Origin of the sequence: Pseudomonas sp. UBA6315, assembly GCF_002438125.1 — a bacterium.
GTDB classification, from domain to species: domain Bacteria; phylum Pseudomonadota; class Gammaproteobacteria; order Pseudomonadales; family Pseudomonadaceae; genus Aquipseudomonas; species Aquipseudomonas faucium.
Genome location: NZ_DJTF01000051.1, coordinates 25077 through 47861, shown reverse-complemented (window position 1 = coordinate 47861; position 22785 = coordinate 25077). Strand labels below are relative to the sequence as shown.

General features: G+C 66.5%; 21 protein-coding genes. 14 read left to right on the top strand and 7 right to left on the bottom strand.

Annotated elements, in window-relative coordinates; genetic code table 11:
- Window positions 1-13: 13 nt before the first annotated feature.
- From purD to B3E94_RS06290, 3 genes are all read left to right on the top strand, one after another.
- Window positions 14-1309 carry a phosphoribosylamine--glycine ligase gene (purD, locus tag B3E94_RS06300; RefSeq protein ID WP_286912754.1) on the top strand — a complete coding sequence of 432 codons (1296 nt, stop codon included), beginning with the start codon at window positions 14-16 and terminating at the stop codon, window positions 1307-1309.
- A 135-nt stretch (window positions 1310-1444) separates the two neighbouring features.
- A complete protein-coding gene (locus B3E94_RS06295) occupies window positions 1445-4219 on the top strand; it encodes a hybrid sensor histidine kinase/response regulator (protein WP_236236665.1) in 2775 nt (924 codons plus the stop codon).
- A 70-nt stretch (window positions 4220-4289) separates the two neighbouring features.
- Window positions 4290-4886, top strand: coding sequence for a MarC family protein (locus B3E94_RS06290; RefSeq protein WP_176513328.1), 597 nt, complete (start codon window positions 4290-4292; stop codon window positions 4884-4886).
- Here B3E94_RS06290 and B3E94_RS06285 read toward each other — a convergent pair.
- From B3E94_RS06285 to cobG, 7 genes are all read right to left on the bottom strand, one after another.
- On the bottom strand, window positions 4883-5506 hold the full coding sequence (locus tag B3E94_RS06285; RefSeq protein WP_286912752.1) for a hypothetical protein: 624 nt from the start codon (window positions 5504-5506) through the stop codon (window positions 4883-4885). The genes B3E94_RS06290 and B3E94_RS06285 overlap by 4 nt on opposite strands.
- Window positions 5493-6110: a hypothetical protein gene (locus B3E94_RS06280; protein WP_286912751.1), complete on the bottom strand. Its 618-nt coding sequence runs from the start codon at window positions 6108-6110 to the stop codon at window positions 5493-5495. Before B3E94_RS06280 ends, B3E94_RS06285 begins: the two co-directional genes overlap by 14 nt.
- Window positions 6111-6171: 61 nt before the next feature.
- On the bottom strand, window positions 6172-6861 hold the full coding sequence (locus B3E94_RS06275; protein ID WP_286912750.1) for a hypothetical protein: 690 nt from the start codon (window positions 6859-6861) through the stop codon (window positions 6172-6174).
- A gap of 99 nt (window positions 6862-6960) precedes the next feature.
- Complete coding sequence (cobJ, locus tag B3E94_RS06270) at window positions 6961-8652, bottom strand: precorrin-3B C(17)-methyltransferase (RefSeq protein ID WP_286912755.1); 1692 nt, start codon at window positions 8650-8652, stop codon at window positions 6961-6963.
- Between the two features lie 2 nt (window positions 8653-8654).
- Window positions 8655-9389: a precorrin-2 C(20)-methyltransferase gene (locus tag B3E94_RS06265; RefSeq protein ID WP_286912749.1), complete on the bottom strand. Its 735-nt coding sequence runs from the start codon at window positions 9387-9389 to the stop codon at window positions 8655-8657.
- On the bottom strand, window positions 9386-10012 hold the full coding sequence (locus B3E94_RS06260; protein ID WP_236236670.1) for a precorrin-8X methylmutase: 627 nt from the start codon (window positions 10010-10012) through the stop codon (window positions 9386-9388). The genes B3E94_RS06265 and B3E94_RS06260 overlap by 4 nt, the downstream gene beginning before the upstream one ends.
- Window positions 10005-11336, bottom strand: coding sequence for a precorrin-3B synthase (cobG, locus tag B3E94_RS06255; protein ID WP_286912748.1), 1332 nt, complete (start codon window positions 11334-11336; stop codon window positions 10005-10007). The genes B3E94_RS06260 and cobG overlap by 8 nt, the downstream gene beginning before the upstream one ends.
- A gap of 101 nt (window positions 11337-11437) precedes the next feature.
- Between cobG and cbiE the strand changes: the two genes are divergently transcribed.
- The 11 genes from cbiE to cycA all read left to right on the top strand — a co-directional run bounded on the left by cbiE (window position 11438) and on the right by cycA (window position 22588).
- Complete coding sequence (gene cbiE, locus B3E94_RS06250; protein ID WP_286912746.1) at window positions 11438-12649, top strand: precorrin-6y C5,15-methyltransferase (decarboxylating) subunit CbiE; 1212 nt, start codon at window positions 11438-11440, stop codon at window positions 12647-12649.
- Window positions 12642-13736, top strand: a complete 1095-nt coding sequence (locus B3E94_RS06245) for a cobalt-precorrin-5B (C(1))-methyltransferase (RefSeq protein ID WP_176513310.1) — start codon at window positions 12642-12644, stop codon at window positions 13734-13736. Before cbiE ends, B3E94_RS06245 begins: the two co-directional genes overlap by 8 nt.
- Entirely contained in the window at window positions 13733-14452 is a 720-nt protein-coding gene (locus B3E94_RS06240; protein ID WP_286912745.1) for a cobalt-precorrin-6A reductase, read from the top strand. Before B3E94_RS06245 ends, B3E94_RS06240 begins: the two co-directional genes overlap by 4 nt.
- A gap of 138 nt (window positions 14453-14590) precedes the next feature.
- Entirely contained in the window at window positions 14591-15028 is a 438-nt protein-coding gene (locus tag B3E94_RS06235; RefSeq protein WP_176513307.1) for an NfeD family protein, read from the top strand.
- A gap of 27 nt (window positions 15029-15055) precedes the next feature.
- Window positions 15056-15910 carry an SPFH domain-containing protein gene (locus tag B3E94_RS06230; RefSeq protein ID WP_176513305.1) on the top strand — a complete coding sequence of 285 codons (855 nt, stop codon included), beginning with the start codon at window positions 15056-15058 and terminating at the stop codon, window positions 15908-15910.
- Between the two features lie 205 nt (window positions 15911-16115).
- Window positions 16116-16505, top strand: a complete 390-nt coding sequence (locus B3E94_RS06225; RefSeq protein WP_176513303.1) for a DUF2946 domain-containing protein — start codon at window positions 16116-16118, stop codon at window positions 16503-16505.
- A 47-nt stretch (window positions 16506-16552) separates the two neighbouring features.
- Complete coding sequence (locus B3E94_RS06220; protein ID WP_286912744.1) at window positions 16553-17038, top strand: copper chaperone PCu(A)C; 486 nt, start codon at window positions 16553-16555, stop codon at window positions 17036-17038.
- Between the two features lie 25 nt (window positions 17039-17063).
- Complete coding sequence (locus tag B3E94_RS06215; protein WP_286912743.1) at window positions 17064-17495, top strand: DUF2946 domain-containing protein; 432 nt, start codon at window positions 17064-17066, stop codon at window positions 17493-17495.
- 68 nt (window positions 17496-17563) lie between these two features.
- Window positions 17564-19630, top strand: a complete 2067-nt coding sequence (locus tag B3E94_RS06210) for a TonB-dependent copper receptor (RefSeq protein ID WP_286912742.1) — start codon at window positions 17564-17566, stop codon at window positions 19628-19630.
- 59 nt (window positions 19631-19689) lie between these two features.
- Window positions 19690-21057 (top strand): PepSY-associated TM helix domain-containing protein, encoded by a 1368-nt coding sequence (locus B3E94_RS06205; RefSeq protein WP_286912740.1) that lies wholly within the window; start codon window positions 19690-19692, stop codon window positions 21055-21057.
- A gap of 130 nt (window positions 21058-21187) precedes the next feature.
- Window positions 21188-22588 carry a D-serine/D-alanine/glycine transporter gene (gene cycA, locus B3E94_RS06200; RefSeq protein ID WP_371871946.1) on the top strand — a complete coding sequence of 467 codons (1401 nt, stop codon included), beginning with the start codon at window positions 21188-21190 and terminating at the stop codon, window positions 22586-22588.
- The last annotated feature ends 197 nt before the right edge of the window (window positions 22589-22785 follow it).

The window sequence follows — 22785 nt, the reverse complement described above, 5'->3', positions numbered from 1 at the left end:
TCGAGGTTTTGACATGAAAGTTTTGATCATCGGCAGCGGCGGCCGTGAGCACGCCCTGGCCTGGAAAGTCGCCCAGGACCCACGCGTCGAGAAAGTCTTCGTTGCCCCGGGCAACGCCGGCACCGCCATCGAAGCCAAGTGCGAGAACGTCGCCATCGACGTCACCGCCCTCGAGCAACTGGCCGATTTCGCCGAGAAGAACGTCGACCTGACCATCGTCGGCCCAGAAGCGCCACTGGTCATCGGCGTCGTCGACCTGTTCCGCAGCCGCGGCCTGGACTGCTTCGGCCCGACCAAGGGCGCGGCCCAGCTGGAAGGTTCCAAGGCCTTTACCAAGGACTTCCTGGCACGCCACAAGATCCCGACCGCCGACTACCAGAACTTCACCGAGATCGAGCCAGCCCTGGCCTACCTGAAGGAAAAGGGCGCGCCGATCGTGATCAAGGCTGACGGCCTGGCCGCAGGCAAGGGCGTGATCGTCGCCATGACCCTGCAGGAAGCCGAAGACGCCGTGCGTGACATGCTCGCCGGCAACGCCTTCGGTGACGCAGGTTCGCGGGTGGTGATCGAAGAGTTCCTCGACGGCGAGGAAGCCAGCTTCATCGTCATGGTCGACGGCCACAACGTGCTGCCCATGGCCACCAGCCAGGACCACAAGCGCGTCGGCGACCAGGACACCGGCCCCAACACCGGCGGCATGGGTGCCTACTCCCCGGCGCCGGTGGTCACCGCCGACGTGCACCAGCGCGTGATGGACCAGGTGATCTGGCCGACCGTGCGCGGCATGGCCGAGGAAGGCAACGTGTACACCGGCTTCCTGTATGCCGGCCTGATGATCGACAAGGCGGGCAACCCCAAGGTCATCGAGTTCAACTGCCGCTTCGGCGACCCTGAAACCCAGCCGGTCATGCTGCGCCTGGAATCGAGCCTGGTGCTGCTGATCGAAGCCGCCTTCGCCAAGGCCCTGGACAAGGTCGAGGCCCAGTGGGACCCGCGCCCGAGCCTGGGCGTGGTGCTGGCCGCCGGTGGCTACCCGGGCGACTACGCCAAGGGCGAGGTGATCAACGGCCTGGATGCAGCCGCCAAGATCGAAGGCAAGGTGTTCCACGCCGGCACTTCGCTCAAGGATGGCCAAGTGGTCAGCAACGGCGGCCGCGTGCTCTGCGCCACCGCCATGGGCGCCAGCGTAGCCGACGCCCAGCAGCAGGCCTACCGCCTGGCCAAGGAAGTGTCCTGGAGCGGTAGCTTCTACCGCACCGACATCGGCTACCGGGCCATCGCCCGCGAGCGCGGTGAACACCAGCAGTAAGTTTTACCGAATGGCCGCTGCGCCTAGCGCATGCGGCATTCGGCTCGTCGACGAGGCCCCACTGGGGCCTTGCCTTCGACTTGGCGCGCCGCGCATAGTTAATACCCGGCACATCGGCTAGGAAGGGATCTCGTAGTGCGTCGGCTTCGGATTGCCACAGCTCTGATCGTCAGCTTGCTGACCTTGCTCTGCCTGCTCCCGGCTTCGGCCGAGCAAGGCGGTGGCTGGTCCGTTCTGCTCGACGAACAGGCCAACCTGCAATTGAGCGATGTGCGTTCCGATCGCTATCGCAGCCAGTTCAGCCCCACCACCCTCGGCGAACTCGATGCCGCCCCTGCCGAACAGGCACTGTGGCTGCATTACCGCCTGGAACCGGGTGACCAGGAGCAGCTGCTGCGGGTATTCGCCCCCGACCTTTCCCACCTGGACCTGTACGCCCTCGATGGCGACAAGTTGCTGCGCCAGCTGCGCCATGGCCGCCAGGCCGGCAACGCCAGCCCGACCCTGCGCGGCAGCGACCATGTACTGCCACTGCCCAACAGCACGCACCCGCTGGATATCTACCTGCGCCTGGTCTCCGAGCACCAGCTGCGCCCGGCCATCAGCCTCGAGCCTGCGGCCGTGGCCGCCTCCGACCATAGCCTGCCGTTGCTGTTCGGCATGCTCTTCGGCGGTTTGCTGATGCTGATCCTGCACAACCTGATCCGCTTCCTCTACACCCGCTCCAGCACCACCCTGATTCTTGCCCTGTACCACGGCCTGATGCTGCTCAGCGGCCTGATCCTGCTCAACCTCAGCGGCCCCTGGTGGCACCTGTGGCACAGCGCACAAACCCCTGCCGCCTACCTCACACTCGTGCTGGCGGGCCTGGCGGGGTTGTATTTCACCCAGCACTTCTTCGCCCCCTGCCGCTCGCCGCGGCTCGACCGCCTGCTGCAGGGCGAAATGCTGGTCACCGCGGTCAGCGGGCTGATCCTGCTGTTCGTCGACACCCTGCCGCTCAACCTGATGACCTATGCCCTGCTGGCCCTGGGCAGCCTGACCATGCTGCTGGTCAGCAGCTACCACTGGTACAAGGGCTACACGCCGGCACGGCTGTTCAGCCTGGCCATGCTGGTGTTCAACCTCGGTGGCCTGGTACTGCTGCCGGCCCTGCTGGGCCTCACCCGCACCTCCACGCCATGGCTGCTGTGCATCCTCATGGGCCTGACGGTGGTGTGCGGGCTGCTGCTCAACCTGGCCGTCAGCGAGCGCCTGCGGCGCATGAGCGAAGAGCGTTTCAGCGCCAGCCGAGCGCTGGCCGCCAGCGATGCCGAAATCAATGCCAAGGCCGAGTTCCTGGCCAAGATCAGCCACGAAATCCGCACCCCGATGAACGGCGTGCTGGGCATGACCGAGCTGCTGCTGGGCACGCCGCTGTCGGTCAAGCAGCGCGACTACGTGCAGACCATCCACAGCGCCGGCAACGAACTGCTCACGCTGATCAACGAGATTCTCGACATTTCCAAGCTCGAATCGCGGCAGATCGAACTGGACGACGTGCAGTTCGACCTCAACGCCCTGATCGAGGATTGCCTGAACATCTTCCGGGCCAAGGCCGAGCAGCAGAACATCGAGCTGATCAGCTTCACCCAGCCGCAGGTACCGCGGGTGATCAGCGGCGACCCGACGCGCCTGCGCCAGGCCCTGTCGAGCCTGCTGGAAAACGCCCTGAAGAACACCGACCAGGGCGAGATCCTGCTGGTGGTGGCGCTGGACCAGCGCGGCGAAGTGCCACGCCTGCGCATCGCCGTGCAGGACAGCGGCGAGCCGCTGCCGGCCGCCGAGCGCGAAGCCTTGCTGCAGGCCGAACTGCACAGCCACCACTTCCTTTCCAGCAACAAGCTCGGTGGCCACCTGGGCCTGGTGATCGCCAAGCAGCTCATCGGCCTGATGCAGGGCGAGTTCGGCATCAAGAGCAGCACCAGCATGGGCAACACCCTGTGGCTGACCCTGCCGCTCGACCCCTCGCGCCTGGAGCAGCCGCCGGCCGACCTCGACGGCCCGCTGCGCGACGCCCGGGTGCTGGTGGTGGACGACAACGACACCTGCCGCAAGGTGCTGGTGCAACAGTGCAGCGCCTGGGGCATGAATGTCAGCGCGGTGCCGTCCGGCAAGGAAGCGCTGGCCCTGCTGCGAACCAAGGCGCACCTGCGCGACTACTTCGACGCGGTGCTGCTCGACCAGAACATGCCTGGCATGACCGGCATGCAGCTGGCGGCCAAGATCAAGGAAGACCCGAGCCTGAACCACGACATCCTGGTGGTGATGCTCACCGGCATCAGCAACGCGCCGAGCAAGGTCATCGCCCGCAACGCCGGGGTCAAGCGCATCCTCGCCAAGCCGGTGGCCGGCTACACCCTGAAGACCACCCTGGCCGAAGAACTGGCCCAGCGCGGCCGCGAGCAGGCGGTGCCGAGCAGCGTGGCGAACACGCCATCGGCGCCGGAGCTTCCGGGGGACTTCCGCGTGCTGGTGGCCGAAGACAACAGCATCTCGACCAAGGTGATCCGCGGCATGCTGGGCAAGCTGAACCTGGAGCCTGACACCGCCAGCAACGGCGAAGAAGCCCTGCAGGCGATGAAGGCCCAGCGCTATGACCTGGTGTTGATGGACTGCGAAATGCCGATTCTCGATGGTTTCTCCGCGACCCAGCAGCTGCGCGACTGGGAGCTGGCCAACCAGCGCCGGCGCACGCCGGTCGTGGCCCTGACCGCGCACATCCTGGCCGAGCACAAGGAGCGCGCGCGCCTGGCCGGCATGGATGGGCACATGGCCAAGCCGGTGGAGCTTTCGCAGCTGCGCGAGCTGATCCAGTACTGGGCCAGGCAGCGCGAAGCCAAGGCTGACGATCCGCTGCATACCTCCTGAACTATAGTGGCTGCATCCCCCGCGTCACGGGTAAGCCCTGCCCTCGACGGCCCTGCCAGGAATCGCGCTCATGCTCCATGAGTTGTTCAGTGTCTACCTCAAGATGCTCGTGCTCTACAGCCCGTTCTTCGTGCTGTCGTGCTTCATCAGCCTGACCCGCGGCCACTCCAGCAAGGAGCGCAAGCAGCTGGCCTGGAAGGTGGCCTTTGCGGCGCTGGTTGCCAGCGTGCTGTTGTATCTGTTCGGCCGGGTGATCTTCGGTATCTTCGGCATCACCGCCGACGCCTTTCGCATCGGCGCCGGCAGCGTGCTGTTCATCTCGGCCCTGAGCATGGCCCAGGGCAAGCCGGCCGTTCAGGCCGACAACGTGCAGCAGGATGTGACCATCGTGCCGCTGACCATCCCGCTCACGGTAGGCCCCGGCACCATCGGTGCACTGCTGGTGATGGGCGTGGGGCAACCGCATTGGGACGACAAGCTGCTGGCAATCATCAGCATTGCCCTGGCCAGCTTCACCGTGGGCCTGGTGCTGTACCTCTCGCATGGCATCGAGCGCATTCTCGGCGACCAGGGCCTGCAGATCGTCAGCCGGCTGATGGGCTTGTTCGTCTGCGCGCTGGCGGCGCAGATCATCTTTACCGGGATCAAGGGCTACCTGCTGCCCTAGACCTGCATCTCATGGATGTCCTTGAGCGACATCACGTGCAGCCCTCGTTCGACCTTGCTGCGCCAAAGCAGGTCGAACTGCAGGGTATTGAAGCGCACCAGCTCGGCGTTGACCCGCATGTTGCGCCGCTCGCGGAACAGAAAGCCCGCCGTGAAAGCCGATCCCTCCCCCGCTTCGTGATACAGGACGATGTCAACGTAGTTGCTGCTCGAAGGCGCGCATGACAACAGCTGAAATTGCGCGCGCTGATGGCTTTGCGACTCGAAATGCAGCAATGGCTGGCCGTTTCTTTTCAGCGCTTCGAACGTCAGTGACATGTGGCTGGCGTGCGCTTGCCCGGCGACGGCACCGATCCTGGCCAGCACCTGCTCGACCTTTATCGCACGCTGTGGATCAGGCCAGTGGACCTGTTCTGCCGACTTCGCGTCCGTGCCCAGGTGCATCAGCTTTCTCAGGTAATAGCGGTACTGCGCTTCGGCCGATTCGTGCGGCACGTCACTCATGGTCGCATCCTCGGCCCACAACGACGCCAGCTTCACCGCCTCGCGCTGACGCGCGTTGGTGCCAGGGAGCAAGGACACCAGGCTGCCACCCACCACGGCGGCTTCATGTCGGTCCATGGCTAGCCTCCTGTTCGAGCAGGCCCAGCTGCCTGATGTGTTTGCCATGCTCGCTGGACTCGAGCACGGCGTGCAGCTTGCGGTGATCAGATTCAGACACGTAGTCGCTCAGTATCACAACGCTTTCGCGCAGGTCGATCCCTTTGGCCAAACCGTCGTGGGCCAGCCCGCAGAGATCGATCGATGGGCCCGGTAACAGAACGCCCAACTCATGGACGACGCCGCTTCTGGCAACGGTGAATGAACTCAGGCACTGCTGCGCCGGATTCTGGGTCAGCTGGGTAACGGCCGCTTGCAGATAGCCGGATAGGCCGGGGTGGCGTGCCTGCAACCTGTCCCTGAGCAAATTCAGCGGCAAGGCGACGGCACTCTCCTGGTAATCGCTGTGACTGCGGGTGAGAACCCAGCCACGCTCCTCCAGTGCCGTGCGGTAGCCGCTGTACCAAGGCGCATAGTTGGCAAAACGTGAGCCATTGAGTTTGTCTGAGCGCAGCTGGGCGTACAGCAGAGAGTCCAGCGCGTACTGCCTTTGTGGCAGCGCTGCTTGCGCGACCAGCAAGGCCGTGCCGCCAGCGAGCCACAGGGAATAGCTTTCCTTACTCATCGAAATACCTCGAGTTTCAAGCGCAGAAAAAGAAAACGGGGCCATGAGGCCCCGCTGCAGATCAGATCTCGAATTCGCTGACGGCCTGCACCGCCTTTTCGATGAGCTTGCCTTCGATCGACGCCCGCACCTCGTCGGTGTACACCACCTCGTTGAAGCTCAGCACGACCGAACCGCTGTACCGCTCCGTGCTCGAGCTCTTCCACTCGAACACCACGGTATCCAGGTCGTTTTCGCTCGGCGAAGCACTGAAGGCGTTCACCAGCATGAACAGTTCACCCTCGGGGGTTTCGATGCAAGCCGCCAGGCCCGTGGTCGAGACCGGGTGGCCCTTGATGTTCTGCTTGTAGATTTCCTGCGCTTCGGTGATACCGCCCAGCGCCTCCAGGCCCTTGCCGATCAACTGGGTGATGGCCTCGCCCAGCGGGCCGCCGAGCAAGGCCTGGCCGGCAGCACTGGCGACCTTGAAGGCCACCGGCCCCAGGGTCAGCGAGCGGCTTTGGTCGTAGTCACGCTCGTACGAGCGTTTGCCCACCACCCAGCCGCAGGTGCGCATCACTTCCAGGAACTTGTTGAACCAGGCCTCGGATTCGCCATCGCGATCATGCTGCTTGGAAGCCACGCGAGAGGCGAATTGAAAAGTGGTTTTGGCATCGCGGCGGTTTTGCGCGGAAATGCCAGCGCTCAGCGCCAGGAGGGATTGTTCGACGACGGCGATGCTATCGCCACTGACGGGGGTTTGATCGGTCATGTGCAGAGTACCTTGAAGGCCCCGACGGGGATCGTCGAGGGGCCTTCACCCTATGCTGCAAACGACGGGGGAGCAGGCATGACCCGTTTCCCTTGGTGCTCAGCCTGCGCTGGGGTACCAGCGCGGCGTGTACACCCACTGGGTGCCATCGGCCTTGGGGAACTGGCAGGTGGTGGAGGAGCCCAGCAGCACCATGGTGCGCATGTCGACCATCTCCGGCACCAGCTCGGCCAGCGACACCACCTTGAGCGTCTGCCCAGGCCTGCCGATGTCACGGCCAAGCACTACCGGTGTACTCCCCTCACGGTGCCGACGCACAACCTCCAGCGCCCGCCCAAGCTGGTGCGGCCTGGATTTGGAAATCGGGTTGTAGAAGGCCAGTACCAGGTCGGCCTGGGCCGCCAGGTCCAGGCGTTTTTCGATGATTGACCAGGGCTTGAGGTTATCCGACAGCGACATCACGCAGAAGTCATGCCCCAGCGGCGCGCCGGCCTGGGCAGCGGTGGCCAGCGACGCTGAAACCCCCGGCAGCATTTGCAGGTCGACACGGTGCCAGGCCGGGTCGTCGGATTCGTGCAGCGCTTCGAGCACTGCGGCAGCCATGGCGAACACGCCTGGGTCGCCCGACGACACCACCACCACCGAACGGCCTTGGGCGGCGAGCTCGAACGCATGCCTGGCGCGCTGCATTTCTTCACGGTTGTCGGTGCAGTGCAGCACCTGGTCGTCGCGGAACGGGTCAGCCATGCGCACATAGGTTTCATAGCCCAGCACGTCTTCGGCGCGCGCCAGCTCGGCCTTCACCGCAGGCACCATCAGTTCGGCGGCGCCCGGGCCAAGGCCGATCACTGCCAGGCGGCCACGGCGGCGACCGACCTGGGCCACATCGACAGGCGCCGGGGCGATGGCGATGACCATGTCTGCCTGCTCCACCAGCGTGGCGCCAGGTACTTCGTCGGCCAGCAGGTTGGCCAGGCTGGCGGAATGCGGCGCAAAGCGCAGGCCCACGCCAAGCGCCGCGGCCGCTTCATGCAGCGCGGGCTCGGCCATTAAGGTATCGACGGCCAGCAGGCAAGCCAGTGCCTGCTCCGCCAGGCCTGCCTCACGCAGAGCGTCGCGAATCCGCGCCAGCAAATCTGGCCCGGCTTCGGCAAGCGCCACCACCAGCGAGCGGCGGTGGATCAGCAACTCGTCACGGCTGGCCGGGCGTGCATCGCAGCCCACATGAATGGTGCGCTGGGCACTGTCGCTGGCCGGCAACTGTGCCTGCTGCAACCAGGGCGCGTCGCCTTCGACACGCACCGCTTCGCCTGCCAGCAGGTCGGAGACGAAACGCTTGCCCTGCTCGATATCCGCCAAGGCATAGCCTTCGGGCGGGTTCAGCAGGCAGGTGCCAAAGCGCAGCTCGCCACTGGTGGTGATGGCTGCCGCCACGCCCAGCGCGTCGCCCAGCTCGCGGGCCATGACGTTGACGCCACTCAGCCCGCCAAGCAGCGGCACCACGGCGCTGCCGTCCTCGGCCACTGCCAGCACCGGCGGCTCCTCGCCCTTCTCGCCAAGCAGGCTGGCAAGGCTGCGGATGACGATGCCTGCCGCGCACAAGGCGACGATCGGCGTGCCCTGCAGGTACAGCGCGCGCAGCGTGTCGCCGAACGCCTGGTAGTACGCATCGGCGCCTTCGACCCGGCCACTGAGGCCGTGAATCGTCGCCGCCGGATAACGCTGCTGGATCCGTTGCGCCGTGGCCAGGCTGCCCGGGCCGAGGACGAGGATTGCCGGGGCGCTGTGCATGCTCATCCCTGCCATTTTTCACCCGGCACGATGATCAGCGAGAAGTAAGGCGAGGATTGCGGGTCGACCTCGTCCAGCGGCACGATCTTCTGGTTGGCCATGGTGGCGCGCTCGACGTACAGCGCACGCCCGTCCAGGCCCAGTTCCACCAGCACCTCACGTACCTTGGGGAAATTGCGCCCAAGCTTCATGATCACCGCCGCATCGGCGTCGGCCAGGCGCCGCTTGAGCTCCTCGGCAGGCAGCACGCCCGACAGCACCGACAAGCTCTGGTTGCGATACACCAGCGGTGCGCCCAGCACCGAAGCGCCGCCGAGCATCGAGCAGACGCCCGGGATCACTTCGGCCTCGAAGCGCTGCGCCAGGCGGTCATGCAGGTACATGTAGGAGCCGTAGAAGAACGGGTCGCCCTCGCAGATCACCGCCACGTCGCGCCCGGCCTCCAGGTGTTCGGCCACCTGCACGCTGGCTTCATCGTAGAAGTCGCTGATCACCTGCTCGTAGGACAGCGGCGCCGGCAGCGCCTCGGTGGTCACCGGGTACACCAGCGGCAACAGGGCCTGTTCGCCTTGCAGGTGCGCCTCGATGATGCCGAAGGCATTGCCACGCTTGCCCTTGGCCACGAAGTAGGCGACCACCGGGGCCTCGCGCAACAGGCGCAGGGCTTTGACGGTGATCAGTTCAGGGTCGCCCGGGCCTACGCCCAGGCCCAGCAGACGTCCGCGCGGCGCCATCATTCCACCTCCGTGGCCAGGGCGTTGACTGCGGCGGCAGCCATCGCGCTGCCGCCCAGGCGGCCCTGCATGATCACGAACGGCACGCCGCGGCTGTCGGCGGCGAGCATCGCCTTGGACTCTGCCGCGCCGACGAAGCCGACCGGGAAGCCGAGGATCAACGCAGGCTTGGGTGCGCCGGCGTCGAGCATTTCCAGCAGGTAGAACAGCGCGGTCGGCGCGTTGCCGATCACCACCACGCTGCCTTCCAGGTGCGGCCGCCACAGCTCCAGCGCCACCGCCGAGCGGGTGTTGCCAGCGTCTTTGGCAAGGCCCGGGACGCTGGGGTCGCGCAGGGTGCAGATGACCTGGTTGTTGGCCGGCAGGCGCGCACGGGTGATGCCTTCGGCCACCATGTGCGCATCGCAGAGGATCGGCGCGCCGTTGGCCAGGGCTTCACGCCCGGCACGGCCGGCACCTTCGGAGAACTGCAGGCCGTCGATCGCCTCGACCATGCCGCAGGCGTGGATCACCCGCACGGCCAGCTTTTCCAGGTCGGCGGGAATCCGCTCGAGCCGGGCTTCCTCGCGGATGATCCGGAAGGAATTGCGATAGATCTCCTGACCATCGCGGATGTAGTCAATCATCAAGGTGCTCCGTCGGCAGGGCGAGCATGGCGCCTGCTTCATTCAAGGTGAGGTCGGTGGCGCGCAGGGCACCGAAGCCCGGTTGGCGCGCGTCACGCAAATAGAGGTCGTAGCGGCCCGGGGCACGGGCCAGCAGGGTGGCCGGGGCGACATGGGCCATGGCACAGGAGCGGGCGCAGCCCGACAGGTGCACGCTGGCCGGGGCACCTGCGGGCAGCAGCGCCGACAACGCCAGCGCGTCGGCCTTGGTCTGCCCGAGCGCCTTGGCGCAGCCGCTGGCACCGGTGCAGGCGACGATGCGCGCCAGGGGTTCGTGGGCGTGACACAGCAGGCCCAGGGCCGACAGCGTGCGCTGGGCCTGCGCCAGGCCGGCGGGGTCGATGTTGGTCAGCACCAGGCTCTGCCAAGGGCTCAGGCGCACGCTGGCGTCGCCTTGCTCGCGAGCGACCTGGGCGATGCCTCGCAGCATGGCGGGAGTGAACCTGCCCAGCGGTGGCGCCACGCCCAGGGCCAGGCCCTGCTGCTGGTCGATGGCGCCGAGCCATGGGCTTTGAGCCGCCTCACGGCGCCAGCCGAGCACGGCCGCATCGCGGCGCACCTGCAGGCCAAGGCCATCGACGAACTGTTCGGCCGGGCACGCCTGCAGCAGCTGGCGCATGCGCGCCTGCTCGGGGGTCGCCAGGTCGAGGAAGCGTTCGAGCACCGCCCGCACCAGCGCCAGGCCCTGCGCCAGCGGTACGGCGCCGAGCGCGCGACTGCTGGCCGGGCTGCCGGCAAGGCCGAATGCCAGCCAGGTCTGCTGTTCGAGGCGCAGGGCGCAGAGCCACAGGTCGTGGGGGTGTTCGAGCATGGCCAGGCCTTCGCCGCCGTCCAGCTGCACGGCAAACTTGGCCGACAGCTGGTGAAAGCGTGGCGTACCTTGCAGCAGGTCGAGAATCTGCCCGGCCAGCGGCCGCACATCCAGCAGCATCGCCGGGTCATGCCCGGCCAAGGGGCTGAGCATCAGGTTGCGCACATCATCGCTGGCCGCATCCCGTGGGCCGAGCCCGGCTGCCAGCAGGCTGTCGAGCAACCCTGCGTGGTCGTTGCCGATGCCGCGAATCTGCAGGTTGCCGCGGTTGGTCGCCTCGATCACCCCCGAGGCATAGCGCTCGGCCGCCCCCGCCACCGCCTCGGCCTGCTCGGCCAGCAGCAGGCCGCCGGGCAGCTTGATGCGGCAGATGCCGCCGTCACGGGCACTGACGATGCGCCACAACCCCGGGCAGGCCGAGGGACGGGGCGAAACGGTAGGGGTATGGACCTGCTTCAAAGGGGCGTCCGGCAATCGCTGAAAATGCGCTTGAGTGTAGAAGGCGCGGTATTATGCCTGCTTTGTCCGGCGGCATGAAAAGCCGGTGGTCGCGGATGATGGGCGGATTGGATCGAATGGCACCCTGGCTGACAGTAATAGGCATTGGCGAAGACGGTTTCAGCGGCCTGGGCAAGCAGGCCCGGCGCGCCCTGCTGGGCGCTTCGCGGATCATCGGCAGCCCTCGCCAGCTGGCCTTGCTGCCGCGCTGCATCAGTGGCGCGCGGCAGGACTGGCCAAGCCCGTTTTCCCTGGCCCCGGTGCTGGCACTGCGCGGCGAGCCGGTGTGCGTGCTGGCCAGCGGCGACCCGATGTTCTACGGCGTGGGCGCCAGCCTTGCGCGGCAGGTCGCGGCCGAAGAAATGCAGGTGCTGTCGATGCCCTCCTCCTGTGCCCTGGCCGCCGCGCGCCTTGGCTGGCCACTGCAGGAGGTGCAGGTGGTGTCGGTGGTGGCGCGCCCGCTGGCTGCGCTCAATGCCCACCTGTACAGCGGCATGCGCCTGCTGGTGCTGAGCAATGATGGCGATAGCCCCGCGGCCATCGCGGCGTTGCTGCGCGAGCGCGGCTTCGGGCCGAGCCGCCTGCAGGTATTCGAACACCTGGGTGGGCCGGCCGAGCGCGAGCTTTCGGGCAGTGCCGACGATTGGCCCTATCCGGCGGCGGCCGCGCTCAATCTGGTCGCCATCGAATGCCAGGCCACGGCGGATGCACCGCGCCTGTCGCGCCTGGCCGGCTTGCCAGACTCCGCGTTCCGCCACGACGGCCAGCTGACCAAGCGCGATGTGCGCGCAATCACCCTCGCCCGCCTGGCGCCACAGCCGGGCGAACTGCTGTGGGACGTGGGCGCCGGCTGCGGCTCGATCGGCATCGAATGGATGCGCGCCCATCCCGCCTGCCGGGCAGTGGCGATCGAGGCCGATGAAGGCCGCCAGGGTTTCATCGAACACAATCGCGACGCCCTGGGCGTGCCCGGGCTGCAACTGGTGCGGGGCAAGGCGCCGGATGCGCTGAGCGCGCTGGAGCGCCCGGATGCGACCTTCATCGGCGGCGGCGTCACCCGCGAAGGCGTACTGGCGCTGTGCTGGGAGCGACTGCGCCCGGGCGGGCGCCTGGTGGCCAATGCCGTGACCTTGCAAAGCGAACTGGCCCTGGCGCATTTTCGCGAACGGCACGGCGGCGAACTGACCCGCATCCATGTTGCCCAGGCCCAGCCCCTGGGCGCCTTCGATACCTGGCGCCAGGCCTTGCCGATCACCTTGCTCGAGGTGGTGAAACCCGTCGATGCGTGAAGAAACCCGCGAACAACCGGCCCCGCTGCGCAGTGGCCTGACCACCGGCAGTTGCGCCACCGCCACCAGCCTGGCGGCGGCGCGCCTGCTGCTCACCGGCCAGGTGGATGACGCCGTGAGCATCACCCTGCCCAAGGGCAAGGTGGTGCAGATGCGCCTGGAGTTCTGCCGCCGCGACGGCGAGCGTGCCGAAGCCGGCACACTCAAGGATGCCGGGGACGACCCGGATGTCACCCACGGCGCGCTGCTCTACAGCCAGGTGCGCCTGGTGGCTGAGCCGGGCGTGCGTTTCGTCGCCGGGCTTGGCGTTGGCACGGTCACGCGCCCAGGCCTGGTGCTGGCCGTGGGTGAGCCTGCGATCAACCCGGTGCCCCGGCGGATGATCGGCGAGCACCTGCAGCAGCTGGCCCAGGACTGCGCCTACCCGGGCGGTTTCGAAGTTACGGTAAACGTGCAAGACGGCGAAGCGCTGGCCCTCAAGACCATGAACCCGCGCCTGGGCATTCTCGGCGGGCTGTCGATCCTCGGCACCAGCGGCATCGTGCGGCCGTTCTCGTGCTCGGCGTACATCGCCTCGATCCACCAGGGCATCGACGTGGCCCACACCAATGGCTACCGCCACATCGCCGCCTGCACCGGCAACGCCAGCGAAGACACCATGCGCCGGGTCTACGGCCTGCCGGAAATCGCCCTGATCGAGATGGGCGACTTCGTCGGCGCGGTGCTCAAGCACCTGCGCAAGGTGCCGGTGCCACGCCTGAGCCTGTGCGGCGGCTTCGGCAAGATCAGCAAGCTGGCCGCCGGGCACATGGACCTGCACAGCCGCCATTCGAGCATCGACCTGCCGCAGCTGGCCGGCTGGGCAGCGGATGTGGGCGCCGATGCGCACTTGCAGGCGGCGATCATCGCCGCCAACACCAGCCAGCAGGCCCTGGCCCTGGCGCACGCGGCCGGAGTCGCCCTGGGCGATGCGGTGTGCGCCCACGCCCTGGCCTTCGCCCGCAGCGTGGTGCCGGCGCAGGTGCAGGTGGAAGTGTTCGCCATCGACCGCCAGGGCGGCATCGTCGGCAAGGCGGGTGTGCAATGAGCCGGCGCATCCTGTTGCTCGGTGGCGTCACCGAAGCTATGGCCATCGCCCGCCAGCTTGGGCCGGAACATGTCTACAGCCTGGCCGGAATCGGCCGGGTGCCGCAGGACCTCACCTGCCAGGTGCGGGTCGGCGGCTACGGCGGCGCCGAGGGCCTGGCCCACTACCTGCGCGAGGCGGGCATCACCTTGCTGATCGATGCCACCCACCCCTACGCCGCGCAGATCAGCCGCAATGCTGCCAGCGCCGCCCGCGCCGTCGGTATCCCCTGCTGGGCCTTGCGCCGCCCGGCCTGGCAGGCCCAGCCCGGTGATGACTGGCGTGAAGTGGCGGACTGGGCGGGGCTGATCGAAGCACTCAAGCCCTTCCACAGGCCGTTGTTCACCTTGGGGCGAGAGCCGTTGCAGCATCTCGACGAGATACCCCCGGAGCAGTTCTGGACCCTGCGGGCGCTGGAGGCCTGCCCCGGCAATGAACGCTGCGAGGTGATCGGCGCGCGGGGGCCGTTTCAGCTCGATGACGAGCGGGCCTTGTTTGCCCGCAGGGGGATCGATGTGCTGGTCAGCAAGAACAGCGGCAGCGTGGCGACCGAACCGAAGCTCGAGGTGGCGAGGGAGCTTGGCGTGCCTGTGTTGATACTGCAGCGCCCGACGCTGCCCGAAGTCGACTTGACGTTCGCCCGTGCTGATCTGCTGCTGGCCAGGCTCGAGCCCTGAACGCTCAGGCAGCTAGCACTCCCATATTTCCTACAGCTTATGTGACCGTTGCCCACCATTTACCCAGACAGATCTGAGTGGCCATTGGCTTCTGGACGGCATTAGACTCTAGCCCCCTCCCCGGAAGGCGTCACTCATATGGAAATGCAATGGTGGATCTGGCTGGTGTTCGGCATCGGCCTGATTCTGCTCGAACTGGTCCTGCCCACGTTCTTCATCATCTGGTTCGGCATCGGTGCCGTGCTGGTTTCCCTCATCGCCCTGGCCGCCCCCAGCCTGCAGCTGGATATGCAGGTGCTGCTGTGGGTGCTGTTCTCCTCGGCCACCACGTTGCTCTGGTTCAAGCTGTTCAAGCGCAAGCAGCCTGACGTGCGCTGGACCGCCGACAGCGTGATCGGCGAGGTCGGGTTGCTGACCAGTGCCGTTTCGCAATTCCAGAAGGGCCGGGTGCGCTTCCAGAAGCCGCTGCTGGGCAACGAGGAGTGGGTGTGCATCGCCGACAGCGACATCCCCGCCGGCGAGCGTGTGCGGCTCGTCGCCATCGAAGGTAATACCGCCCGGGTCATTCGGGCCTGATCTCGCAATTAAAAGGAAGTTTGCATAATGACCAGCCTCATCGTCGTAGCCGTCATAGCCCTGTTCGTCCTGGTCACCGTGTTCAAGGGGGTGCGCATCGTGCCCCAGGGCGAGGAGTGGATCGTCGAGCGCCTGGGCCGCTACCACAGCACCCTCAAGCCGGGCCTCAACATCGTCATCCCGTACATGGACGTGGTCGCCTACCGCCTGCCGACCAAGGACATCATCCTCGATGTGCAGGAGCAGGAAATCATCACCCGCGACAACGCCGTGATCGTCGCCAACGCCCTGTGCTTCGCCAAGGTGGTCGACCCGCAGAAAGCGTCCTATGGCGTGCAGAACTTCTCGTTCGCCGTCACCAGCCTGACCATGACCTCGCTGCGCGCCATCGTCGGCGCCATGGACCTGGACGAAGCGCTGTCGAGCCGCGAGCAGATCAAGGCGCGCCTGCGCGAGGCGATGTCCGAGCAGACCGAAGACTGGGGCGTGACCGTGCGCTCGGTGGAAATCCAGGACATCAAGCCGTCCGAGAACATGCAGCTGGCCATGGAGCGCCAGGCCGCCGCCGAGCGTGAGCGCAAGGCCGACGTGACCCGTGCCGAAGGCGCCAAGCAGGCCGCAATCCTCGAAGCCGAGGCACGCCTGCAGTCGGCCAAGCTCGATGCCGAAGCGCAGATCAACCTGGCCGAAGCCTCGGCGCGCGCGATCTCGCTGGTCAAGGAAGCGGTGGGCAACGAGACGGTGCCGGCCATGTACCTGCTGGGCGAGCGCTATGTGGGGGCCATGGAGAACTTGGCCAGCAGCAGCAATGCCAAGGTCGTGGTGCTGCCTGCGGACCTGCAGGAGACCGTGCGTGGCTTGATGGGGCGTAACAAGGCTTGATGGCTGTATCGGCCCTATCGCCGGCAAGCCGGCTCCCACATGGCACTCAAAGCCTGTGGAGCACCTGTGGGAGCCGGCGTGCCGGCGATCAGGGCTGCGCAGCAGCCCCACACACAGGCCAGCCTGCGTCACTTCACCGCACCCCGGCATTTTTACCTATACTCCGCCGTACAATAGCCACCACGATTCCTGACCGGATCTCTCCATGCCCCCACGTCGGCACATAGCCTGGATAGCCTGCCTCGCAGTGCTGTTCAACCTGCTGGCCATGCCGCTGTCTTCTGCCGCGCCCAAGGGCCCGGCCGAGCAGCTGCTGTGGGGGGCTTTCTGTTCCAGCGTGGCCGGCAAGGCCAAGGTCGACGTACAGGCCCTGGCCAAGATCGACCTCGGCTCGCAGAGCGACGACCATTCCAACATGCAGCACTGCTGGTGCTGCTCTGGCGCCGCACCGCTGCTGGCATTGCCAGGCTACCCGCCGCAATTGCACAACCCGCCCACGCTGCTGGCCGGGTTCACCCCGCCGCCCTCCCGCTATCAGCCCACGCCGCGCCAGTTATGGCCTGCGCTCAATCCCCGCGCCTCTCCACTGGCCTGAGTTCATCACGCTGTCTGCCTGAACCTGAACAGAACGGAGATCCACCCATGCTCAAGCAAGCTCTCGTAGTGGCCGCATTGCTGCTGCCCGGCGCCTTCGCCAATGCCCACGAATACACCGTTGGCGACCTGCACATCGCCCACCCCTGGTCGCTGGAACTGCCACCCAATGCGCCCAATGTCGCGGCGTACTTCATCGTGCACAACAACGGCAAGGCCGATGACCGCCTGCTGAGCGTCGACAGCCCCATCACCGCCGACGCGCAGTTGCACGAGCATGTCATGAGCAGCAACGGCGCCATGAAGATGCAGCAGGTCCAGAGCGTGGTGGTGCCCGCCGGCAAGGACCTGGTCTTCGCCCCCAGCGCCTACCACGTGATGCTCATGCAGCCCAAGGACCGCAGCCTGCTCAGCGACGGCAAGCGCTTCCCGCTGACCCTGCACTTCGAGAAGGCCGGCAACGTCACCGTCGATGTCGCCGTGCAGAAGCAGCCGCCGGCCGACCAGCCGCAAGGTCATGAACACGCACACTGACCGCTAGCTGACAGGCGCTCGCACCATGAGCCTGCCGCGCAACCGTCTCAGCCGTACCCCCCGCCCTGACCGCAGGCGCGTCGGGGGCGGCTGGCTGAGCCTGTTCGCCATGTGGATGATCTTCATCGGCCCGCTGGTTTCCCAGTCGATGCCAATGGGCCACCACGCCGGCATGAACATGCCGATGGAGATGCCCATGGCCGCTGGCCATGAGCATGCCAGCGACGCACATCATGGCCACGGCAACGATGGCCAGCTGCATGTGATGTGGGAAAAGTGCGGCTACTGCAGCCTGTTGTTCAACTGCCCGGCATTACCGCAAACCCTCAGCCCGCTCAGCGCGGCCAGCGTCACCCCGGCCACCCTCGGCCCCACCGCGACACACCAGGGCCACGCCCGGCAGGCCGTGTTCCCCGGTGCGCGCAGCCGCGCGCCACCCGCCTCGATCAACGTCTGAAAAACCCACATTTGCTGCACGGAGCCAGGAGGCTTCGCGCCTCCTCATGACTGATCGACGGAATTCCTATGTCCGGTTGTACCCCTGCTTTTGCCTATGCATTCAAAGGCACCCTCGCCGCCTTGTGCGGCTCGCTGCTCGCGCCCATGGCCCTGGCCGCCGACCCTGGCCACGAAGGCCATGAACATGACCTGGCCGAGCTGAGCCCGACAGTGATCACCGCCATCGCGCCCAGCTCGCCGCTGACCGTGGTCACCAACCCGAAGGACCCACGCCAGCCAGTGCCGGCCAGCGACGGCGCCGACTACCTCAAGACCATCCCCGGCTTCTCGGCGATCCGCGCCGGTGGCACCAACGGCGACCCGGTGTTGCGCGGCATGTTCGGCTCGCGCCTGAACATCCTCACCAACGGCGGGATGATGCTCGGTGCCTGCCCTAACCGCATGGACGCGCCAACGTCCTACATCTCGCCGGAAACCTACGACCGCCTCACCGTGATCAAAGGCCCGCAAAGCGTCATCTGGGGCCCAGGTGGCTCGGCCGGGACCATCCTCTTCGAACGTGAACCGGAGAAGTTCGGCGCCCTCGGCAGCCGCGTCAACGCCAGCCTCCTGGCCGGTTCCAACGGCCGCTTCGACAAGCTGATCGACGTCGCCGCCGGCAACAGCCAAGCCTACGCGCGCTTCGTCGGCAACCAGTCGCATTCCGATGACTACCAGGACGGCAGCGGCGATACCGTGCCCTCGCGCTGGGACAAGTGGAACGGCGACGTGACCCTGGGCTGGACCCCCGACCAGGACACCTTGCTGGAACTCACCGCCGGCAAGGGCGACGGCGAGGCGCGCTATGCCGGGCGTGGCATGGACGGTGCGCAGTTCAAGCGCGAAAGCCTGGGCCTGCGCTTCGAGAAGTCCAACCTCGGCGAAGTGCTCGACAAGATCGAGGCGCAGGTCTACTACAACTACGCCGACCACGTGATGGACAACTACACCCTGCGCACCCCATCGGGCATGGGCATGATGGCGGGGCCAATGGCCGCCGCCGTCGACCGCCGCACCCTGGGCGCACGCATCAAGGCCACCTGGCGCTGGGCCGATGTGCAACTGATCAGCGGCATCGACGCGCAGACCAACGAGCACCGCGGGCGCAGCGCCATGGGCGTTGACGCCTACAAGGACAAGCCCTGGGAAAAGGACGCCGACTTCCACAACTACGGCGCCTTCGGCGAGCTCACCTGGTACGCCACCGGCCAAGACCGCCTGATCACCGGCGCCCGCCTGGACCGCGCCTCGGCCCGGGATTTTCGCGATGACAGCGCCACCAACGGCAACACCCGCGCCGACACCCTGCCCAGCGGCTTCGTGCGCTACGAGCACGACCTGGCGGCAGTGCCTGCCACCACCTATATCGGCCTGGGCCATGCCCAGCGCTTCCCCGACTACTGGGAGCTGTTCTCCCCCGACCAGGGCCCTGCCGGCTCCACCAATGCCTTCGACAGCATCAAGCCGGAGAAGACCACCCAGCTCGACTTCGGCATCCAGTACCGCGACGAGCGCCTGGACGCCTGGGCCTCGGGCTATGTCGGGCAGGTGCGCGACTACATCCTGTTCGACTACCGCAGCGCCATGATGGGCATGAGCAGCACCCAGGCGCAGAACATCGACGCGCGCATCATGGGCGGCGAACTGGGCGCGGCCTACAAGCTGACCGAGAGCTGGAAGGCCGATGCCACCCTGGCCTACGCCTGGGGCAAGAACAGCAGCGACGGCAAGGCACTGCCGCAGATGCCGCCGCTGGAAAGCCGCCTGGGCCTGACCTACAGCCGCGACACCTGGAGCGCCGGCGCGCTCTGGCGACTGGTGGCGGCGCAGAACCGCATTGCCGAGAACCAGGGCAACGTGGTCGGCAAGGACTACGAGAAGAGCGCAGGTTTCGGCGTGTTCTCGCTCAACGGCGCCTACAAGGTGAACAACAACCTCAAGCTCAGCGCCGGCGTCGACAACCTGTTCGACAAGACCTACGCCGAACACCTGAACCTGGCCGGCAACGCCGGCTTCGGTTACCCGGCCATGGACCCACAACCTTTGAACGAGCCAGGCAGGACCTTCTGGACCAAGGTCGACCTGAGCTTCTGACGCTAACCAAAGGCGCGGCCCCGGGCCGCGCCCCTTGCGGGTAAAAACTGGAGGTTCCCATGAGAGGAACACGCGTGTCCTTCTACAACCTGGCCTGGCGCTGGCACTTCTATGCCGGGCTGTTCGTCGCCCCGTTCATGATCCTGCTGGCGATCACCGGGATCATCTACCTGTTCAAGCCGCAGCTCGACCCGCTGCTGTACCGCGACCTGATGGTGGTCGAAGCCGGCCATCACCGCCAGGGCGCCGACCTGATGCTGGGCGAAGTGCGCCAGGCCTACCCCAAGGGCCATGTCGGCCAGTACCTGCCAGCGATCGACGCCGAGCGCAGCGCGCAGTTCGTGGTGCATGACGCTGGCCGCGAGCTGAATGTGTTCGTCGACCCCTACAGCGGCAAGATCCTCGGCGAGCAGGATGCCAAGCAGAACCTGCAGGCCATCGCCCGCGCCCTGCACGGCGAGCTGATGGTCGGCACGGTCGGCGACCGCCTGGTGGAGCTGGCCGCCGGCTGGGGCATCGTGCTGGTGGTGTCCGGCCTGTACCTGTGGTGGCCACGTGGGCGCGGCAGCGCTGGCGTGCTGTGGCCGCGCCTGAGGGCCAAAGGCCGGGTGTTCTGGCGCGACCTGCATGCCGTGACCGGCTTCTGGGGTTCGGCGCTGCTGCTGTTGATGCTGCTCAGCGGCATGACCTGGACCGGGCTGTGGGGCAAGCAATATGCCGACCTGTGGAACCGCTTCCCGGCGGCCATGTGGAATGACGTGCCCAAGTCCGACCAGCAGGCCCGTGAACTCAACAGCGCCCACCGCCAGACCGTGCCGTGGGCCATGGAGAACACGCCGATGCCGCAGTCCGGTGCGCACGCCGAGCATGCCGGGCACCCTGGCATGTCGAACATGCCGGCAGCGCCGCAGGTGAGCTTGCAGCAGGTGGAAGACGTGGCCAATGCACGCCGTGTCGAGCCGGGTTACAGCATCACCCTGCCGACCACGGCAGAGGGCGTCTACACCGTGGCGGTGTTCGCCGACGACCCACGCAACGACGCCACGATGCATATCGATCAATACACCGGCAAGGTGCTGGCCGATGTGCGCTGGCAAGACTACAGCCCGGTGGCCCGGGCGACCGAGCTGGGTGTGATGCTGCATGAAGGCAAGATGTTCGGGGCGCTGAACCAGGTCGTCATCCTGCTGGTGTGCCTGATGATTCTGCTGGGCTCGGTGAGCGGGCTGGTGATGTGGTGGAAGCGCCGGCCTGAAGGTGGCCTGGGCGTACCGCCGCTGCGCCATGACCTGCCGCGCTGGAAGACCGCGGTGGGGGTGATGCTGGTGCTTGGGGTGATGTTCCCGCTGGTGGGGGTGTCGATGGTGGTGATGTGGGTGGTGGATTGTTGGGTCTTGCGTCGGCGTCGGGTGCTGGCTGGCGCTTGAGGGCCTTGGGGCTGCTTTGCAGCCCCCTGCGCCGTAAAAGTCGAGTCGATCTGTCGCGCCCCGATCTGGGACGCTCGTGTTAGCCTACTCGGCTTTCAGAAAAAGACTGACCCTCAATGGAATGCAGCCAATGACCCCAACCCCTCCTGCTGAAGACCAGCACCTGCAGCGCAACCTGACCAACCGCCACATCCAGCTGATCGCCATCGGCGGCGCCATCGGCACCGGCCTGTTCATGGGTTCGGGCAAGACCATCAGCCTGGCGGGGCCGTCGATCATCTTCGTCTACATGATCATCGGCTTCATGCTGTTCTTCGTCATGCGCGCCATGGGCGAACTGCTGCTGTCGAACCTCAACTACAAATCGTTCATCGACTTCTCCGCCGACCTGCTCGGCCCTTGGGCCGGCTATTTCACCGGCTGGACCTACTGGTTCTGCTGGGTGGTCACCGGCATCGCCGACGTGGTGGCGATCGCCGCCTACACGCAGTTCTGGTTCCCCGACCTGCCACAATGGATACCCGCGCTGACCTGCGTGGCGGTGCTGCTGTCGTTGAACCTGGTGACCGTGAAGATGTTCGGCGAGCTGGAGTTCTGGTTCGCCCTGATCAAGATCGTCGCCATCCTCGGCCTGGTCGCCACCGGCCTGTACATGGTCATCAGCGGCTTCGAATCGCCGAGCGGGCGCACCGCGCAGCTGGCCAACCTGTGGAATGACGGCGGCATGTTCCCCAATGGCCTGATGGGCTTTTTCGCCGGCTTCCAGATTGCCGTGTTCGCCTTCGTCGGCATCGAGCTGGTCGGCACCACCGCCGCCGAAGCGAAAAACCCCGAGCGCACCCTGCCGCGGGCGATCAACTCGATCCCGATCCGCATCATCGTCTTCTACGTGCTGGCGCTGATCGCGATCATGGCCGTGACCCCATGGCGCGACGTGGTGCCGGGCAAGAGCCCGTTCGTCGAGCTGTTCGTACTGGCCGGCCTGCCGGCGGCGGCGAGCATCATCAACTTCGTGGTGCTGACCTCGGCCGCCTCCTCGGCCAACAGCGGCGTGTTCTCCACCAGCCGCATGCTCTACGGCCTGGCCCAGGAAGGCGATGCACCGCGAGCGTTCGAGAAGCTGTCGCGCCGCGCGGTGCCGGCCAACGGCCTGTACTTCTCCTGCACCTGCCTGTTGCTGGGCGCAGTGCTGATCTACCTGGTGCCCAACGTGGTCGAGGCGTTCACCCTGGTGACCACGGTGTCGGCGGTGCTGTTCATGTTCGTCTGGACGCTGATCCTGCTGTCGTACCTGAAGTACCGCAAGCATCGCGCAGCGCTGCACCAGGCCTCGAACTACAAGATGCCGGGCGGGCGCTTCATGTGCTTCGTGTGCCTGGCGTTCTTCGCCTTCATCCTGGTGCTGCTGAGCCTTGAGGACGATACCCGCGCAGCGCTGCTGGTGACGCCGATCTGGTTCGTGCTGCTGGCGGTGACTTATCAGTTTGTGCGCAGCAAGCGGCATCCGCGCACGGCTGTGCGTAACGGCTGATTCTGCAAGGGGCTGCTTTGCAGCCCAATCGCCGGCAAGCCGGCTCCCACAGGTACAGCGTTGCTCTCAAGAACAATGCAATCCTTGTGGGAGCTGGCGTGCCAGCGATGGGCCGCGCAGCGGCCCCAATGCTGTGCACACAGATCCACCAGGCACCAAGCTGGATCCACTTCACGCCCTAATACCTCGCACAACCC

Coding starts and splice junctions, on each gene's coding strand:
- purD (WP_286912754.1), top strand. CDS start 14: ATGAAAGTTTTGATCATCGGCAGCGGCGGCCGTGAGCACGCCCTGGCC.
- B3E94_RS06290 (WP_176513328.1), top strand. CDS start 4,290: ATGCTCCATGAGTTGTTCAGTGTCTACCTCAAGATGCTCGTGCTCTAC.
- B3E94_RS06285 (WP_286912752.1), bottom strand. CDS start 5,506: ATGGACCGACATGAAGCCGCCGTGGTGGGTGGCAGCCTGGTGTCCTTG.
- B3E94_RS06280 (WP_286912751.1), bottom strand. CDS start 6,110: ATGAGTAAGGAAAGCTATTCCCTGTGGCTCGCTGGCGGCACGGCCTTG.
- B3E94_RS06275 (WP_286912750.1), bottom strand. CDS start 6,861: ATGACCGATCAAACCCCCGTCAGTGGCGATAGCATCGCCGTCGTCGAA.
- cobJ (WP_286912755.1), bottom strand. CDS start 8,652: ATGCACAGCGCCCCGGCAATCCTCGTCCTCGGCCCGGGCAGCCTGGCC.
- B3E94_RS06265 (WP_286912749.1), bottom strand. CDS start 9,389: ATGATGGCGCCGCGCGGACGTCTGCTGGGCCTGGGCGTAGGCCCGGGC.
- B3E94_RS06260 (WP_236236670.1), bottom strand. CDS start 10,012: ATGATTGACTACATCCGCGATGGTCAGGAGATCTATCGCAATTCCTTC.
- cbiE (WP_286912746.1), top strand. CDS start 11,438: ATGGCACCCTGGCTGACAGTAATAGGCATTGGCGAAGACGGTTTCAGC.
- B3E94_RS06245 (WP_176513310.1), top strand. CDS start 12,642: ATGCGTGAAGAAACCCGCGAACAACCGGCCCCGCTGCGCAGTGGCCTG.
- B3E94_RS06240 (WP_286912745.1), top strand. CDS start 13,733: ATGAGCCGGCGCATCCTGTTGCTCGGTGGCGTCACCGAAGCTATGGCC.
- B3E94_RS06235 (WP_176513307.1), top strand. CDS start 14,591: ATGGAAATGCAATGGTGGATCTGGCTGGTGTTCGGCATCGGCCTGATT.
- B3E94_RS06230 (WP_176513305.1), top strand. CDS start 15,056: ATGACCAGCCTCATCGTCGTAGCCGTCATAGCCCTGTTCGTCCTGGTC.
- B3E94_RS06225 (WP_176513303.1), top strand. CDS start 16,116: ATGCCCCCACGTCGGCACATAGCCTGGATAGCCTGCCTCGCAGTGCTG.
- B3E94_RS06220 (WP_286912744.1), top strand. CDS start 16,553: ATGCTCAAGCAAGCTCTCGTAGTGGCCGCATTGCTGCTGCCCGGCGCC.
- B3E94_RS06215 (WP_286912743.1), top strand. CDS start 17,064: ATGAGCCTGCCGCGCAACCGTCTCAGCCGTACCCCCCGCCCTGACCGC.
- B3E94_RS06210 (WP_286912742.1), top strand. CDS start 17,564: ATGTCCGGTTGTACCCCTGCTTTTGCCTATGCATTCAAAGGCACCCTC.
- B3E94_RS06205 (WP_286912740.1), top strand. CDS start 19,690: ATGAGAGGAACACGCGTGTCCTTCTACAACCTGGCCTGGCGCTGGCAC.
- cycA (WP_371871946.1), top strand. CDS start 21,188: ATGACCCCAACCCCTCCTGCTGAAGACCAGCACCTGCAGCGCAACCTG.